The organism is Liquorilactobacillus aquaticus DSM 21051, from assembly GCF_001436755.1.
Classification (GTDB): Bacteria; Bacillota; Bacilli; order Lactobacillales; family Lactobacillaceae; genus Liquorilactobacillus; species Liquorilactobacillus aquaticus.
The window spans coordinates 155035-167720 of the sequence record NZ_AYZD01000011.1 but is presented as its reverse complement, the minus strand read 5'-3'; the positions used below and the strand labels follow the sequence as shown (position 1 = coordinate 167720).

The window sequence follows — 12686 nt, the reverse complement described above, 5'->3', positions numbered from 1 at the left end:
TAATGTATATCTTTTTTTCACTTATCAAAATATGCGTATTTTTGTTGATTATTATTTACTTGATCAACATTTTTCTTAAGTATCTGAACAAGTATACTAATCAAACTAACAGTACGTTTCGGATTTTGCGAAAAATTGCTGTTAGCAAGACCTCCTCGATCGGAGTAGTTCAAATTGTTGATAAATATTATGTTATGAGTTTCTCTGAACAGCAAAACGAGATCTTGAAAGAATTAACAGAAGAGGAAGCAGTGAAGTTCCTTGCCTCATTAGAACGAACACCGAGCAAGGCAGCACCTGAATTTTCAGATGTTTTGAAAAAAGTTACTAAAAAGTTGTCAAATAAAAAAGGAAGTAGCAAATGAGAAAGAAAACAGCACTGCTGAGTGCAGCAGGGACCGCCTGCGGAGCCTTTATTCTTTTCCCTGTCGACGCTTTGGCGATCAGCACGAACGATGTTACATCGACAGTTAATAATTTATTGTCCAGCGGGAATGGGTCAAACCAGATTATTAATACCTTTTTGCTGCTTACACTTTTATCAGTCGCACCGATTTTGCTGGTTATGACAACTTCTTTTACACGGATCATTATGGTTTTGTCGTTTGCCCGCAGTGCCTTAGGAACACAGCAGAATCCACCTAACCAAGTTTTGATCGGGCTGGCACTGTTCTTAACGTTCTTTACAATGCGGCCTGTGTACACGGATATTTATAAAGACGCGATTGTACCATACAATAAGCAGGAAATTTCGCAAAAGCAGGTTTTCAACCGATCTGAAGTGCGTATGAAGGCGTTTATGTATAAACAGACAAGAAACAAAGATATTCAACTGTTTTTAGATGCCTCTAAGGACAAGCACCACTATAGATCGTATAAAAAAATTCCGATGACGGTCATTACACCTGCCTTCATTATCAGTGAACTAAGGACGGCTTTCAGTATTGGGTTCCTGTTGTTTATTCCGTTTTTGATAATTGACATGGTCGTTTCAAGCATTCTGATGTCGATGGGGATGGTAATGCTGTCGCCTGTCATGATAGCATTGCCGTTTAAAATCTTGTTGTTTGTAATGGTTGATGGCTGGTATCTGTTAGTCGAGTCGCTTATTCGAAGTTTTTACTAGGAAGTTGGAACGTGATTTATGACAGTCGAGATGGTTTTAAACGTAGTGCGGGATGCATTTATTCGGATCATTTTAATCGCAGGGCCTGCTGTTTTAGTTGGGATGGTCGTCGGTTTTATAATCAGTATTTTTCAGGCAACGACCCAGATCCAAGAACAGACACTAAGCTTTGTCCCCAAGTTGATTGCGATTTTTGTGACGTTGATTTTAGCGGGAAACTTTATGTTGAATATTCTGCTGGAATTTACGAAGTCTATCTTCAAAATGATTTCTTCATTGTAAATAAGTATAAGTAAGTGAGGTGGAAAAGATGGCTCAAGTTCAGATGGGGGCATTGATTCTTTGCCGTATCATGTCGTTTCTCGTCATTGGGCCGGTTTTTTCACAACGTGATTTTCCGAATATGGCAAAAATGGTCGTTGGTCTCAGTTTAGTAATTGCTGCATTCCCAGCTGTAGGAAACTATAAAGAAGTTTCAATGATTTTATTCTCATTGGCAGCAGTCAAAGAGATTCTATTCGGACTCGCAATGGGATATTTAAGCCAGTTGGTTTTTAATGCAGTGATGATGGCAGGACAGATGATTGATTTTCAAGTCGGATTCTCAATGGCACAGGCTTATGATTCAACGATGCAGATGATGACATCTCAATTTGGGAAGCTATATTATTGGCTTGCGTTATGCGTTTTTTTTCTGTTGAATCTGCACCAGCAATTGATTTTCGGCATTTTAGAGTCATTCAGGATAGTACCCTTGGGAGCAATGGTGCTTAAAGGTTTTACGGTTGAGGGGATCGTCAAACTGTTTGCGCAAACGGTCGAAATGTCTTTAAGTTTAGCAGCCCCCTTGGTCGTTTCAGTTCTTGTAATTGACCTCGTTTTAGGAATAATTTCAAGATCGATTCCCCAGATCAACGTTCTGATGTTAAGTTTGTCAGTTAAAACGGCAGTTGCATTGATTATTTTTCTGCTGCTTTTGCCGAATTTGATGAGTTTTCTAGGTACACATTTAGCTGAATCTATTTCTAACATGATGGATTTTGTCAGATCTATCCAACAAGCGAGGTAAGAAGTCGACATGGGAGATAAGGATGGTAAAACAGAACGCCCAACTGCCAAACGGTTAAAAGACGCACGCAAACGAGGTGAAGTTCCTAAAAGTCAAGAATTGAACGCGGCCCTGGCTTTATTGGTTTTCGCAGTTATTATGGTGCCTTCTTGGGAATTTGTCCTTAGTCATTTCATGCCATATATGGTTCAGATGATCCAGCAAATCGGAAGATTTAAAATCGAGTATCGGGACCTTTCGAAGGTCGGAATTCAAGCAGTTTTGATGATCTTTTTACTATGTGCCCCTTTTATGGCGCTCAGCATGGCAATCGGCTATTTAGCTAATTTTTTTCAGGTTGGATTGCTATTCACGACAAAACCGATAAAGCCAGATTTTAAGAAAATCAATCCTTTGAATGGATTCAAACAAATGTTTGGACTCCGGGCAGTCTTCAATATGGTTAAAACACTCGCTAAATTTGGAATAATCGCATATCTCTGTTATCAGAAGTTTATTCAAACGATCCCGATTCTGATTAACCTCAGTTCGGTTGGCACGGGCAAAATTTTGTTTTTTGTCTTGGATTTTGCCAGAGATCTGTCTTTAAAAATTGCATTGGTGCTGTTGGTATTATCACTAGCTGATTATATGTATCAACGTTACACGCATCTTAAGAGCTTACGGATGACAAAACAGGAGATTAAGGAAGAGTTCAAGCAGATGGAAGGCGATCCTAAGGTCAAGTCCCAGCGAAAAGCTAAGTATCAAGAAATGGTCCGCAACGCGGTTGCAAATGTAAAAAAGGCGACAGTATTGATCACCAATCCAACGCATTTTGCTTTAGCGATCAGATATGATCCTGAAAAGGATGAGGTCCCGATTTTACTAGCTAAAGGTGCCGATCAATTGGCTCAGCGAATGAAAGCAGAAGCACGTAAAGAGCATATACCAATGATCGAGAATCGTCCCTTAGCGCATGCTCTGTATAAAAAAGTTGAACCAGGGCAATTTGTACCAGTTGATATGTATGAATCAGTTGCGGAGATCATAGCGTTAGTCTATCGCTTGGAAGAAGAAAGCAAAAATAAAATTTGACCGTTCGATTATTAAGGAGGAACTAAGTGAATGCAAAAGGCAGTCCAGAAGAAAAAGAGTGGCAGAAAACTAAATTATGCTGACGTACTTGTCTCATTTTTAGTTGTAGGAATTATTGGTTTGATTATCATTCCTTTGCCAGCACCTATTTTAGATGTCTTGATTGTTATCAACTTAACGGTGGCAATGAACATCTTATTGATAACTTTATTCACTAAATCGGTTCTGGAGTTTACAACTTTTCCGACACTGTTACTAATTACTACGATGTTTAAATTAGGTCTGAATATGTCGTCAACGCGCCTGATCTTAACGAATGGAAATGGTGGAAACGTAATTGATGCTTTTGCCAACGTTGTGGCGGGTAGTAATTACATCGTAGGGATCATTTTGTTCGTTATTATTATGGTCGTCCAGTTAGTTGTTGTGACAAATGGTGCTGGAAGAGTTTCTGAAGTGTCAGCCAGATTTACACTTGACGCGATGCCTGGTAAGCAGATGGCAATCGATTCAGATCTAAATTCAGGTTTGATTAATGAGAAAGATGCTAGGAAACGGCGTAAGGATCTGCAGCGTGAAGCGGATTTTTACGGTTCAATGGATGGTGCCAGCAAGTTTGTTAAAGGCGATGCGATCGCGGGAATTCTGGTCACCTTGATCAATCTGATCGGCGGAGCAGTTATTTTTTCTGTTAAGGGAGATATGTCAGTTACCGAGGCACTTTCACAATTCGGCAAACTGGCAATCGGTGATGGCCTTGTCAGCGCTATTCCTTCTTTGCTGATTTCAATCGCATCAGGTGTTATCGTAACGCGTTCTGACAATAACAGCTCTTTTGGTCTGGATATTGCACGGGACGTTGTACGTTATCCGCAGCTTTTTAGAATCGTTGGCGTTATTCTGATGGTACTGTCAGTCATTCCAGGTTTCCCGTTTATCCCATTTGTACTGATTGGAATATTGATGTTTGGAGCCAGCATGCTTGTTAAACAGCAGGAAGAAAAAGCCGTAAAGCAGCGCAAGAAGGAAGAACAGACACTCGCTCTTCAGCGCAAAAAAGAGACACAGGATGAAGAAGAGTCAGTGTCATCATTTCAGGTTGAACCGATCGCAATTGAGATTGGATATGGGTTGATCCCTATTGTTGATAGTTCAGTGGACAATAGTCTGATGAGCAGAATTGTATCAATTCGTAAACAGACTGCACGTGAATTAGGAATATTAGTGAACCCAGTTCGTATTCGTGACAATCTGTATCTTGAATCCAATGATTACTCGATCAAGATTCGCGGGAATGAAGTCGGTAAAGGCGATATTTATCCAGATAAGTTTATGATTATTAGTCCTAGTGACGAGCCCTTTCCATTTAAGGGCATTCCGACTAAAGAGCCGGCATTCAATCTTGATGCGATGTGGATCGATGAAAAAGATAAGGAAACAGCTGATCTGCAAGGCTTTACGATTATTGAACCACTAACAGTAATTGCTACGCATTTAAAAGAGATCATTTATGCCCATGCCCCTGAACTGCTAGGCCGTCAAGAGGTCAAGAAGTTGCTCGAAGGTATCAAAGACCAATATAACGTAGTGATTGACGAATTAATCCCAGATATTATGCGACTTGGCGAAGTCGAGAAGGTACTGCAGAATTTGCTAGAAGAAAAAATCCCAATCAACGATCTTGCAACGATCTTGGAAACCCTAGCTGATTACGGTGTCGTGACAAAAGATACAGAGGTCCTGACAGAGTACGTCAGACAGGCGCTCAAACGAACAATTGCTAACAAGTATTCAGATGAGAACAACCAATTGAACGTTGTGACAGTTCACCCTAAAGTTGAAGAGCTCATCATGCAGAGTATCCAGAAAACGGCAACTGGTTCATATCCGGTTTTAAAACCAGAATCTGTTAATCGTATATTAAGTGCACTTGGAAAAATTCAACAAAATATGATGGTCAAAGATACATCATTTGTTGTTCTAACATCACCTAAAATTAGATTAGCTTTTCGAAAACTGATTTCATTCAATTATCCTAATATGGCTGTTCTTTCGTTAAATGAGATTCCGAATGAGATTGCAATCGAAACAGTCGGAAACATCAATATTTAATGAGTTGTGTCGTCGAGAAGAAACTTTGAGCATGAGAGGGGGATGTTTTTGTGTACGAAACGAGCATAGAAGATGAAGTCTTAAAATACTTGCCGCTGGTTGAGCGTGTGGCCAATCGAATATCAATTAAAAGTACAGAGTATGAATATGGAGATCTATATAATATTGGTGTAATCGGTTTGATTGATGCACTAAGGAAGTTTGATGTAACCAAAAAGGTTCCCTTTGAAAGTTATGCGATGATCCGTATCAAAGGTGCAATTATTGATGAAATTCGAAAACATTCTAAAATTTCGCGCTATAAAATGACGATTGTTAACCAGTTTTATAAAGCAAAACAAGAACTGGAACAGAAACTCAAACGTGAAGTTACAGATAGTGAGATTTGCAAGGAAATGAATATTGATGCCGCTCAGCTGGGAAATATCTATGATAGTATTCACTACCTGGCCAGTATTTCTTTGGAAGATACGCTTTTCTCACACGCAGATGAAGGGATCTCACTCCAAGATATGATCCAAGACACACTGGCTGAAAATGGTGAAGAAACCCTTTTGCAAGAAGAACGTAAGCAGGCATTGATAAGTAGCATCAAAAAGCTGTCAGAGCGTGAGCAGCTTGTCTTGAGCCTATATTATGAAGAAGAGGCCACATTAAAGGAAATTGCAGCTATTCTGGATATTTCGATAGCGCGGGTTTCACAGATCCATGGGAAAATCATAATCAAATTAAAAAATCTTATTAAGGAGGAATTATCATGATACGTGCACTCGATACGCTTCGAAAAAGTGTGGATATACTGCAAAAACGTCAGGAAAATGTTAGTGGCAATATTGCAAATGTTAATACAACTGGCTATCGCGCCAAACACCTTTTTCAAAGCACTTTAAAAGAAGTACAGTTGCACAACTATCAAGGTGGTCCAAATGCAAATCAAAGAACTGAAGTCGGCGGTTTTACATTTGAAAATCAATTAGACGGTTCCTACCTTGATGAAACTAAAGGCGCCTTGCATCAAACCGGAAGGGCAACGGATTTTGCAGTTTCAAATGATGGATATTTCACAGTTAGAATGCCTAGCGGACAGGAAGCTTATACCAGAAATGGTAATTTTAATCTTAATGACCAAAATCAATATGTTACACAAGAAGGCTATACGGTCCTGAATACTGCTGGGCAGCCAGCAACAGCGGGGAATAATAATTTTCAGATCACTGCTTTTGATGATCAGCAGGGATTACAAGATATTGGAAATACATATTTTACAAGTAACGCTCAAGGACGAACGCTCCAAGGCGCGGATGTGAGACAGGGCTATCTAGAGCAATCCAATGTTTCGACTGCTGATGAAATGGTCTCTTTGATCCAAACAGGCCGAGAGTTTGAGGCAAATCAGAAGATATTGAACTCGAATAACGAAACGTTGAATAAAGCAGTAAATGAATTAGGAAAGATATAAAGATGAGGTTAGCACAATGAATATGAATAGTCTTCTATCAATCAGCAAGTCTGGTATGAACGGATTGCAAAAAAGTATGGATGTTGTCTCAAATAATATTGCTAATGTTAATACGGTAGGGTACAAGAGCCGCGATACTAGTTTTCAAGAACTTTTGAATAATCAAACAACTGCCCAAGAAGTCACATTGAGTCCTCAAGCGGCAAACACTGCCTTAAATGAAGGTTTGGAAGTCAATCAAGAAAACATCAATTTTGCTCAAGGAAGCCTACAAAATACTGCTTCACCTTATGATATGGCGATAGAAGGTCAAGGCTTTTTTGGAGTTTATGATCAGAATAATAATCTGTTGCTGACCAGAGACGGTGACTTTCATCGTAATGGAAATGGAGAGCTTGTTAATCAGCAAGGATATCGGTTATCAATTGATGCATCTGTGCCGCAAAATCGCTGGCCTAAAGGAAACGTCAGAATCGATTCTAACGGAAGCATCAATGTTCAAGATGGTGAACGGACAGTCCAAGTTGGAAGAATCCCTCTCTACAGCCCTAATAACACAAATGATCTGCAAGCATTAGGCAACAATCTTTATCGAGTTACCGCTGGGGCACAATTGAATACAGCCTTCAATGGCGGGTTGGGTTCTATCCAGCAGTACCATCTAGAAAATTCGACAGTCGATCTGTCTGATTCGATGAGTAATATGATAATTACGCAGCGTGCGTATGGATTAAATGCAAAGGCAGTCCAAGCAACTGATGACATGCTGAGTGTTGTTAATAAATTCTCTGAATGATTAAGGGAGGAGTAAATTGATCAGTTTAAAAAATGTCAACAAACGATATGGTGAACGCGTCAAAGCTTTGATCGATGTTTCTTTTAATGTAAAGCAAGGAGAATTTGTGTATCTTGTCGGCCCCAGCGGAGCGGGCAAGTCGACTCTGCTGAAGTTATTAACACGCGAGGAAACATTGACAAGCGGTTCAATCAAGCTCGGAAATATGCAAGTCGAAAAAGTTGCGTTGAATAAGTTGTATTTGTTGCGTCGGCAAATTGGGATCGTTATGCAAAAAGACCTATTTATTCCATATTATTCCGTTTTTGAGAATATCGCATATTGTTTAGAGGCACTGGGAGTAAGGGGGGCTCTAAAAGAGGAACGAGGATTGGAGGTTCTTGAATTAGTGGGCATGTCTGCATATAAAGATAAAATGCTGCAAGAACTTTCGATTGGACAACAGAAAAAAATAGCCATTGCCCGTGCCATTGTGAATAAACCTTTTGTGCTGATCGCCGATGAACCGACCGCTAATTTGGATACAAAGTCGTCTGCGGAAATCATGAAACTGTTTTTTCGTTTAAATCAGAGGGGAACAACAGTGATAATGGCAACGCACGACAGTACGATGGTCAATTCAATTAGAAAGCGTGTCCTTGAGTTACAAGGAGGCCGTTTGATCCGTGATGATCACGACGGTGGATACACAAGTTATGCTGATCCAAAAGATATTTATGTCTGGTGAGAATTGATGCTTAAAATTTTATGCGAAATCGCCGATATTGAAAGTAAGGGATTGCTATTTTCAAATTCAAAAAAGGAGAGCGGACTTATAAAGGAAAATTGAATAGCATCTTTGAATCTTAAATACTTTAATTAAGTATATCTATTGGAAGGGGTATAACCATGGGTAAAAAATTTTTGAACTTTTTTAAGAAACTTAAGCTGCGTCCACTGATTCCAGCGGGTGTAACAGCACTGATCTTGATTCTGTGTTACTTCTTCATCGTGAAGGGGGCAGGCGACACTCAAGCAGCACATAATTTTATTGTATTTGGAGTAATGGCTGTTATCATCTATGCGATAGCGAGTGAAATCTTTGCATTGATAGCAAATGGTGCTTTTTATACTGAAATGAAGAACTTGCAGAAAATACTAGACGCTGTTAGTTCTGGCGATATGTCTCAATTGGATAAATTTAAATCAAATAACAATGATAATCCAATCATTGCGAAGGTCAAGGATGGTTTCCATGGTGTCATCAATGCGTTTGTTGCGATGATCATTGGAATCAAGGAAGAAAGCGGGCATATGAATGATATCGCAGGGACACTTGCGAAGATGTCTAAGAAATCTTCAACGGCAATTGAGAATATTCGTTCGACGATGAATAGTATTGCAGATGCATCGACTTCACAAACGACAGAAGCTGAACAGACTGCAAGTGACATGCAGAAACTGGCTTCTAATATAGAAGAGATCCACAAAGAAGTTGGCCGAATGAGCGGCTACGCAGAAGAAGCCAAGCAAACTAATACAAGAAATACGGATATGATGGTTCAAGTTTCTGAGAGTTGGGAACAAGAAAGAACTGGCCAATCTGAGATAGTTGAAGAGATGGATAACATGAACAAAGATATTCAGAATATCGGCAATATCGTTCAATTGATCAATGATATCTCAGAGCAGACAAACCTATTAGCACTCAACGCCTCAATCGAAGCTGCCCGCGCAGGTGAAGCGGGACGTGGTTTTGCCATTGTTGCTGAAGAAGTGCGGACACTAGCTGAGGAAAGCGGAAAATCAGCTAAGAATATCCGTGACATTATCGAAGTTATCAGAGACAAGTCAGAACACATGACGGCAGCCTTAAATGACTCTTACGCGAGCGGTGAGAAACAGACTGAAAATGTCAACAAAGCGATCGATTCTACCAAGGAAATCTCTGGGATGGTTGAAAAATTTGTTGAAAGTATTCAAGCCATTGAAAAACATATTGTTGGAGTGGTCGAAGAGAAGGACACTGTGACACAATCAGTCGAAAATATTACGTCGGCGATCTCTGAAACTTCTGCTGGAACGCAAGAAGCAACTGCTAACGTTGAGGAATTCTATAATATTGTTAAGAAATTTGAATCATCTGTTAAGGATATTGAAGACATCGCCAGTGTTCTGAAATTCCAAGTTGACAGTTTCAAGGTTTGATCGCTTTACAGGTGATTGAAAATTACATTTTCAAAGAAAGGGTTGGCGTTAATGGAACAATATGTGGTGTTCAAGAGTCATAAACAGCTATTTGCGATGCCAGTCAAAGCTGTTACACGGGTGATTGAAGCTAGCAATTTTATCACTTTGCCTGAAGTGGCAGATTATATTTTGGGCGTATACGAATATCAGGACCATATGATTCCTATTGTAGATCTGCGAAGAAAACTTTTTGGACAGTACACTGAATCTTCGGATGATAACAAGGTAATTTTATGTGACTGGAAAGAAAATTCGCTGGGGATCTTCGTTGAGAATATTTTGGGAATTTCTTATCTTGAAGAAACAAATTATGAAAAAGAATTGGCAAAAGCTGATTTAAAACGTGGTTATATTGATAAATTCCTGAAGCTGGAAGACAAAGTCGTGATTTCTGTCAAATTAGATTACCTCTTTGATAACCGGCAAGAAACAGAATTGTTAGCAACGGTTGATCAATTAAATGCTGATAAAGGTAATGCTAGTGATGGAACTGATTCAGAATGAAGTTAGAGTGGGGATTGCAGATTATAAAATAGCTCTTGCACCAGCAAAATTGATAACAGTCGGGCTTGGTTCCTGTATTGGAACTATCATCTATAACGAGCAAGCTGGAATCGGAGGCTTGAGTCATATCATGTTGCCTGATAGTCACCCATTCGCCAAGAAACAAGCATTGAACACTGCAAAATTTGCTGATCTTGCGCTTCCAGAAATGGTAGACAAGCTTAAACAAAAGGCCCCTCGTGCAAGATTTAAGGCTAAAATAGTTGGCGGAGCCAACATGTTTGGTTTTAACGCACTTTCTAAGACAGGCAATATTGGTCAACGAAATATTGAAGCAGTTGAAGAAATGTTGAAAGAATTAGGAATACCGCTCATTGCGAGTCATGTGGGTGGAAATAGTGGGCGAACAATGATCGTTGATTTGAAGAATTTTGAAACGATGGTTCGTATCGTTCATCACGATGCAGTATATATATGAAGGAGCTATTAGAGAGAATGAATATTTTAGTAGTTGATGACTCGGCTTTTATGCGTAAAATCATCGTTGATCTGCTTAATGAGATGCCCGGAATCGAGGTGGCTGCCATTGCACGCAACGGCAAACAAGCCCTGGAAACTCTTAATTCGCAAAAAATCGATCTAGTGCTGATGGATGTTGAAATGCCTGTGATGGGTGGACTTGAAGCATTGAAGAATATAAAGAAAACAACGGATACCCCAGTCATCATGCTAAGCTCACTGACTAATAAAGAAATTACGATTGAAGCTTTAGAGTTAGGCGCGGCTGATTTTGTTGAAAAACCGGTTAATTTGATGGCTATTCAAGATGAATGGATTCTTGATTTTCATATGAAAATCAAGAGCGTGCGGACGAAGAGCAAACCGATCTTAAGAACAAGCGAATCTAATATACGGACAATTTCAACTGATGCTGATGCAGGAGAAAAGGTTACAGGCAGTCAACTGGCATCACATGTCAGAGCGCTGGTAATTGGGGCATCGACCGGCGGACCGCGAGCGTTATTAACTATTATTCGTTCTCTTCCAGTTGCGACAAAAGTGCCAATTTTTATTGTGCAGCATATGCCAAAGGGCTTTACAAGTTCTTTTGCACAAAGAATGAATCAGGAGACAAACATTCCGGTATGTGAAGCAGAGGATGGAATGACAATCGATCGAAAAGTTTATCTTTGTCCAGGGGATTATCATATGACCCTTAAGGATGGCAAAATTAGATTGAATCAAAAACCTAAACTGCATGGAACACGGCCCGCGGTTGATTATCTTTTCACATCCGCAGCACAAATTTACCGCAGGAATTTAGTTGCAGTTTTGCTGACAGGGATGGGCAAGGATGGCACCGTTGGAATGCATGATATTCAAGAAAATGATGGTTATACGATTGCTCAAAATAAAGAGACCTGTGTTGTTTTTGGAATGCCGCGGAATGCAATTGAGAATCATGTCGTGAATGAGGTTCTTGATCTGGATTCGATCGGACGCAAAATTAGGCAGATAGTTGGGTGACAAAATGGAATTGAATTTTGAATTTTTTAATGATTGGGTACAGCGTAAATTAGGTATTCGGCTTGAGGCGTATAAGGAAAGACAGATGCAGCGCAGAATATCCAATATTATGGAATCGGCAGGAGCTTCTTCGCTTGAGCAATATGCCAAGATCTTGGAAGCTGACAGTGTAGCGCGGCACGACTTTGTTGAACATCTGACGATTAATGTTACTGAATTTTATCGCAACAAAAGTATTTTTGAAATGTTTGAACAAAGATTGATGTCGCAGATTGTCCCGCAGTTTGAACGACCTAAGATTTGGAGTGCGGCGTGTTCGATCGGTGCTGAACCTTATACTTTAGCAATGATTTTGGCCAAGAATAACGTTGCCTCGGGCAGAATTGTTGCGACGGATATTGATGATGAAATCTTGAAAAAGGCCAAAGATGGTCTTTATCAAAGTAACGAGGTCAAGAATGTGGTCGCGAGTGACTTAGACCGGTACTTCAGCAAAAATGCTGCTGGGATGTATCAAGTTAGTCCGGCTTTAAAAAATAAAATAACATTTAAAAAACACGATCTTTTGAAGGATCGCTATGAGGATAATTGTCATGTGGTAGTTTGCCGCAATGTGACGATTTATTTCAAACCCGATGCCCGTGATGAGGTTTACCGCAAGTTGAGCGAATCACTGGTTCAGGGTGGAATACTGTTCACGGGAGCGACTGAGACAATCAGCCTTGCAGATCAGATCGGACTCAAAAAAATAGATTCGTTTATTTATCAAAAGGTTTAATGAGTAGGA

15 protein-coding genes are annotated in these 12686 nt (G+C 39.8%); all 15 read left to right on the top strand.

Annotation, left to right across the window (positions count from 1 at the left end; genetic code table 11):
- Positions 1–2 precede the first annotated feature (2 nt).
- The 15 genes from FC19_RS02605 to FC19_RS02535 all read left to right on the top strand — a co-directional run bounded on the left by FC19_RS02605 (position 3) and on the right by FC19_RS02535 (position 12677).
- A complete protein-coding gene (locus tag FC19_RS02605) occupies positions 3–365 on the top strand; it encodes a flagellar biosynthetic protein FliO (RefSeq protein ID WP_057875440.1) in 363 nt (120 codons plus the stop codon).
- On the top strand, positions 362–1126 hold the full coding sequence (gene fliP, locus FC19_RS02600) for a flagellar type III secretion system pore protein FliP (RefSeq protein WP_057875439.1): 765 nt from the start codon (positions 362–364) through the stop codon (positions 1124–1126). Before FC19_RS02605 ends, fliP begins: the two co-directional genes overlap by 4 nt.
- Positions 1127–1144: 18 nt before the next feature.
- Positions 1145–1408, top strand: coding sequence for a flagellar biosynthesis protein FliQ (gene fliQ / locus FC19_RS02595; protein WP_057875438.1), 264 nt, complete (start codon positions 1145–1147; stop codon positions 1406–1408).
- Between the two features lie 28 nt (positions 1409–1436).
- Positions 1437–2195 carry a flagellar biosynthetic protein FliR gene (gene fliR, locus FC19_RS02590; protein ID WP_057875437.1) on the top strand — a complete coding sequence of 253 codons (759 nt, stop codon included), beginning with the start codon at positions 1437–1439 and terminating at the stop codon, positions 2193–2195.
- Between the two features lie 9 nt (positions 2196–2204).
- Positions 2205–3272, top strand: coding sequence for a flagellar biosynthesis protein FlhB (gene flhB, locus FC19_RS02585; protein WP_057875436.1), 1068 nt, complete (start codon positions 2205–2207; stop codon positions 3270–3272).
- Positions 3273–3302: 30 nt separating this feature from the next.
- A complete protein-coding gene (flhA, locus tag FC19_RS02580) occupies positions 3303–5384 on the top strand; it encodes a flagellar biosynthesis protein FlhA (RefSeq protein ID WP_057875435.1) in 2082 nt (693 codons plus the stop codon).
- A gap of 50 nt (positions 5385–5434) precedes the next feature.
- Positions 5435–6145 (top strand): sigma-70 family RNA polymerase sigma factor, encoded by a 711-nt coding sequence (locus FC19_RS02575; RefSeq protein WP_057875434.1) that lies wholly within the window; start codon positions 5435–5437, stop codon positions 6143–6145.
- Positions 6142–6843: a flagellar hook-basal body protein gene (locus tag FC19_RS02570; protein WP_057875433.1), complete on the top strand. Its 702-nt coding sequence runs from the start codon at positions 6142–6144 to the stop codon at positions 6841–6843. Before FC19_RS02575 ends, FC19_RS02570 begins: the two co-directional genes overlap by 4 nt.
- A gap of 16 nt (positions 6844–6859) precedes the next feature.
- The gene (locus FC19_RS02565; protein WP_057875432.1) at positions 6860–7639 is read left to right on the top strand and encodes a flagellar hook-basal body protein; all 780 of its coding nucleotides are present in this window, start codon (positions 6860–6862) and stop codon (positions 7637–7639) included.
- 16 nt (positions 7640–7655) lie between these two features.
- Positions 7656–8366: a cell division ATP-binding protein FtsE gene (locus FC19_RS02560; RefSeq protein ID WP_057875431.1), complete on the top strand. Its 711-nt coding sequence runs from the start codon at positions 7656–7658 to the stop codon at positions 8364–8366.
- A gap of 161 nt (positions 8367–8527) precedes the next feature.
- A complete protein-coding gene (locus FC19_RS02555; RefSeq protein ID WP_057875430.1) occupies positions 8528–9826 on the top strand; it encodes a methyl-accepting chemotaxis protein in 1299 nt (432 codons plus the stop codon).
- Positions 9827–9877: 51 nt separating this feature from the next.
- Positions 9878–10372, top strand: a complete 495-nt coding sequence (locus tag FC19_RS02550) for a chemotaxis protein CheW (RefSeq protein WP_057875429.1) — start codon at positions 9878–9880, stop codon at positions 10370–10372.
- Positions 10353–10850 carry a chemotaxis protein CheD gene (locus tag FC19_RS02545; RefSeq protein WP_057875428.1) on the top strand — a complete coding sequence of 166 codons (498 nt, stop codon included), beginning with the start codon at positions 10353–10355 and terminating at the stop codon, positions 10848–10850. Before FC19_RS02550 ends, FC19_RS02545 begins: the two co-directional genes overlap by 20 nt.
- A 17-nt stretch (positions 10851–10867) precedes the next feature.
- Positions 10868–11899, top strand: coding sequence for a protein-glutamate methylesterase/protein-glutamine glutaminase (locus tag FC19_RS02540; protein WP_057875427.1), 1032 nt, complete (start codon positions 10868–10870; stop codon positions 11897–11899).
- Between the two features lie 4 nt (positions 11900–11903).
- Positions 11904–12677, top strand: coding sequence for a CheR family methyltransferase (locus tag FC19_RS02535; RefSeq protein WP_057875426.1), 774 nt, complete (start codon positions 11904–11906; stop codon positions 12675–12677).
- The last annotated feature ends 9 nt before the right edge of the window (positions 12678–12686 follow it).

Bases quoted from the DNA above. Each gene is read 5' to 3' on its own strand.
- FC19_RS02570 (WP_057875433.1), top strand. From the start codon at position 6,142: ATGATACGTGCACTCGATACGCTTCGAAAAAGTGTGGATATACTGCAA.
- FC19_RS02540 (WP_057875427.1), top strand. From the start codon at position 10,868: ATGAATATTTTAGTAGTTGATGACTCGGCTTTTATGCGTAAAATCATC.
- FC19_RS02555 (WP_057875430.1), top strand. From the start codon at position 8,528: ATGGGTAAAAAATTTTTGAACTTTTTTAAGAAACTTAAGCTGCGTCCA.
- FC19_RS02605 (WP_057875440.1), top strand. From the start codon at position 3: ATGTATATCTTTTTTTCACTTATCAAAATATGCGTATTTTTGTTGATT.
- FC19_RS02550 (WP_057875429.1), top strand. From the start codon at position 9,878: ATGGAACAATATGTGGTGTTCAAGAGTCATAAACAGCTATTTGCGATG.
- fliQ (WP_057875438.1), top strand. From the start codon at position 1,145: ATGACAGTCGAGATGGTTTTAAACGTAGTGCGGGATGCATTTATTCGG.
- FC19_RS02535 (WP_057875426.1), top strand. From the start codon at position 11,904: ATGGAATTGAATTTTGAATTTTTTAATGATTGGGTACAGCGTAAATTA.
- FC19_RS02565 (WP_057875432.1), top strand. From the start codon at position 6,860: ATGAATATGAATAGTCTTCTATCAATCAGCAAGTCTGGTATGAACGGA.
- fliR (WP_057875437.1), top strand. From the start codon at position 1,437: ATGGCTCAAGTTCAGATGGGGGCATTGATTCTTTGCCGTATCATGTCG.
- fliP (WP_057875439.1), top strand. From the start codon at position 362: ATGAGAAAGAAAACAGCACTGCTGAGTGCAGCAGGGACCGCCTGCGGA.
- flhA (WP_057875435.1), top strand. From the start codon at position 3,303: ATGCAAAAGGCAGTCCAGAAGAAAAAGAGTGGCAGAAAACTAAATTAT.
- flhB (WP_057875436.1), top strand. From the start codon at position 2,205: ATGGGAGATAAGGATGGTAAAACAGAACGCCCAACTGCCAAACGGTTA.
- FC19_RS02545 (WP_057875428.1), top strand. From the start codon at position 10,353: ATGGAACTGATTCAGAATGAAGTTAGAGTGGGGATTGCAGATTATAAA.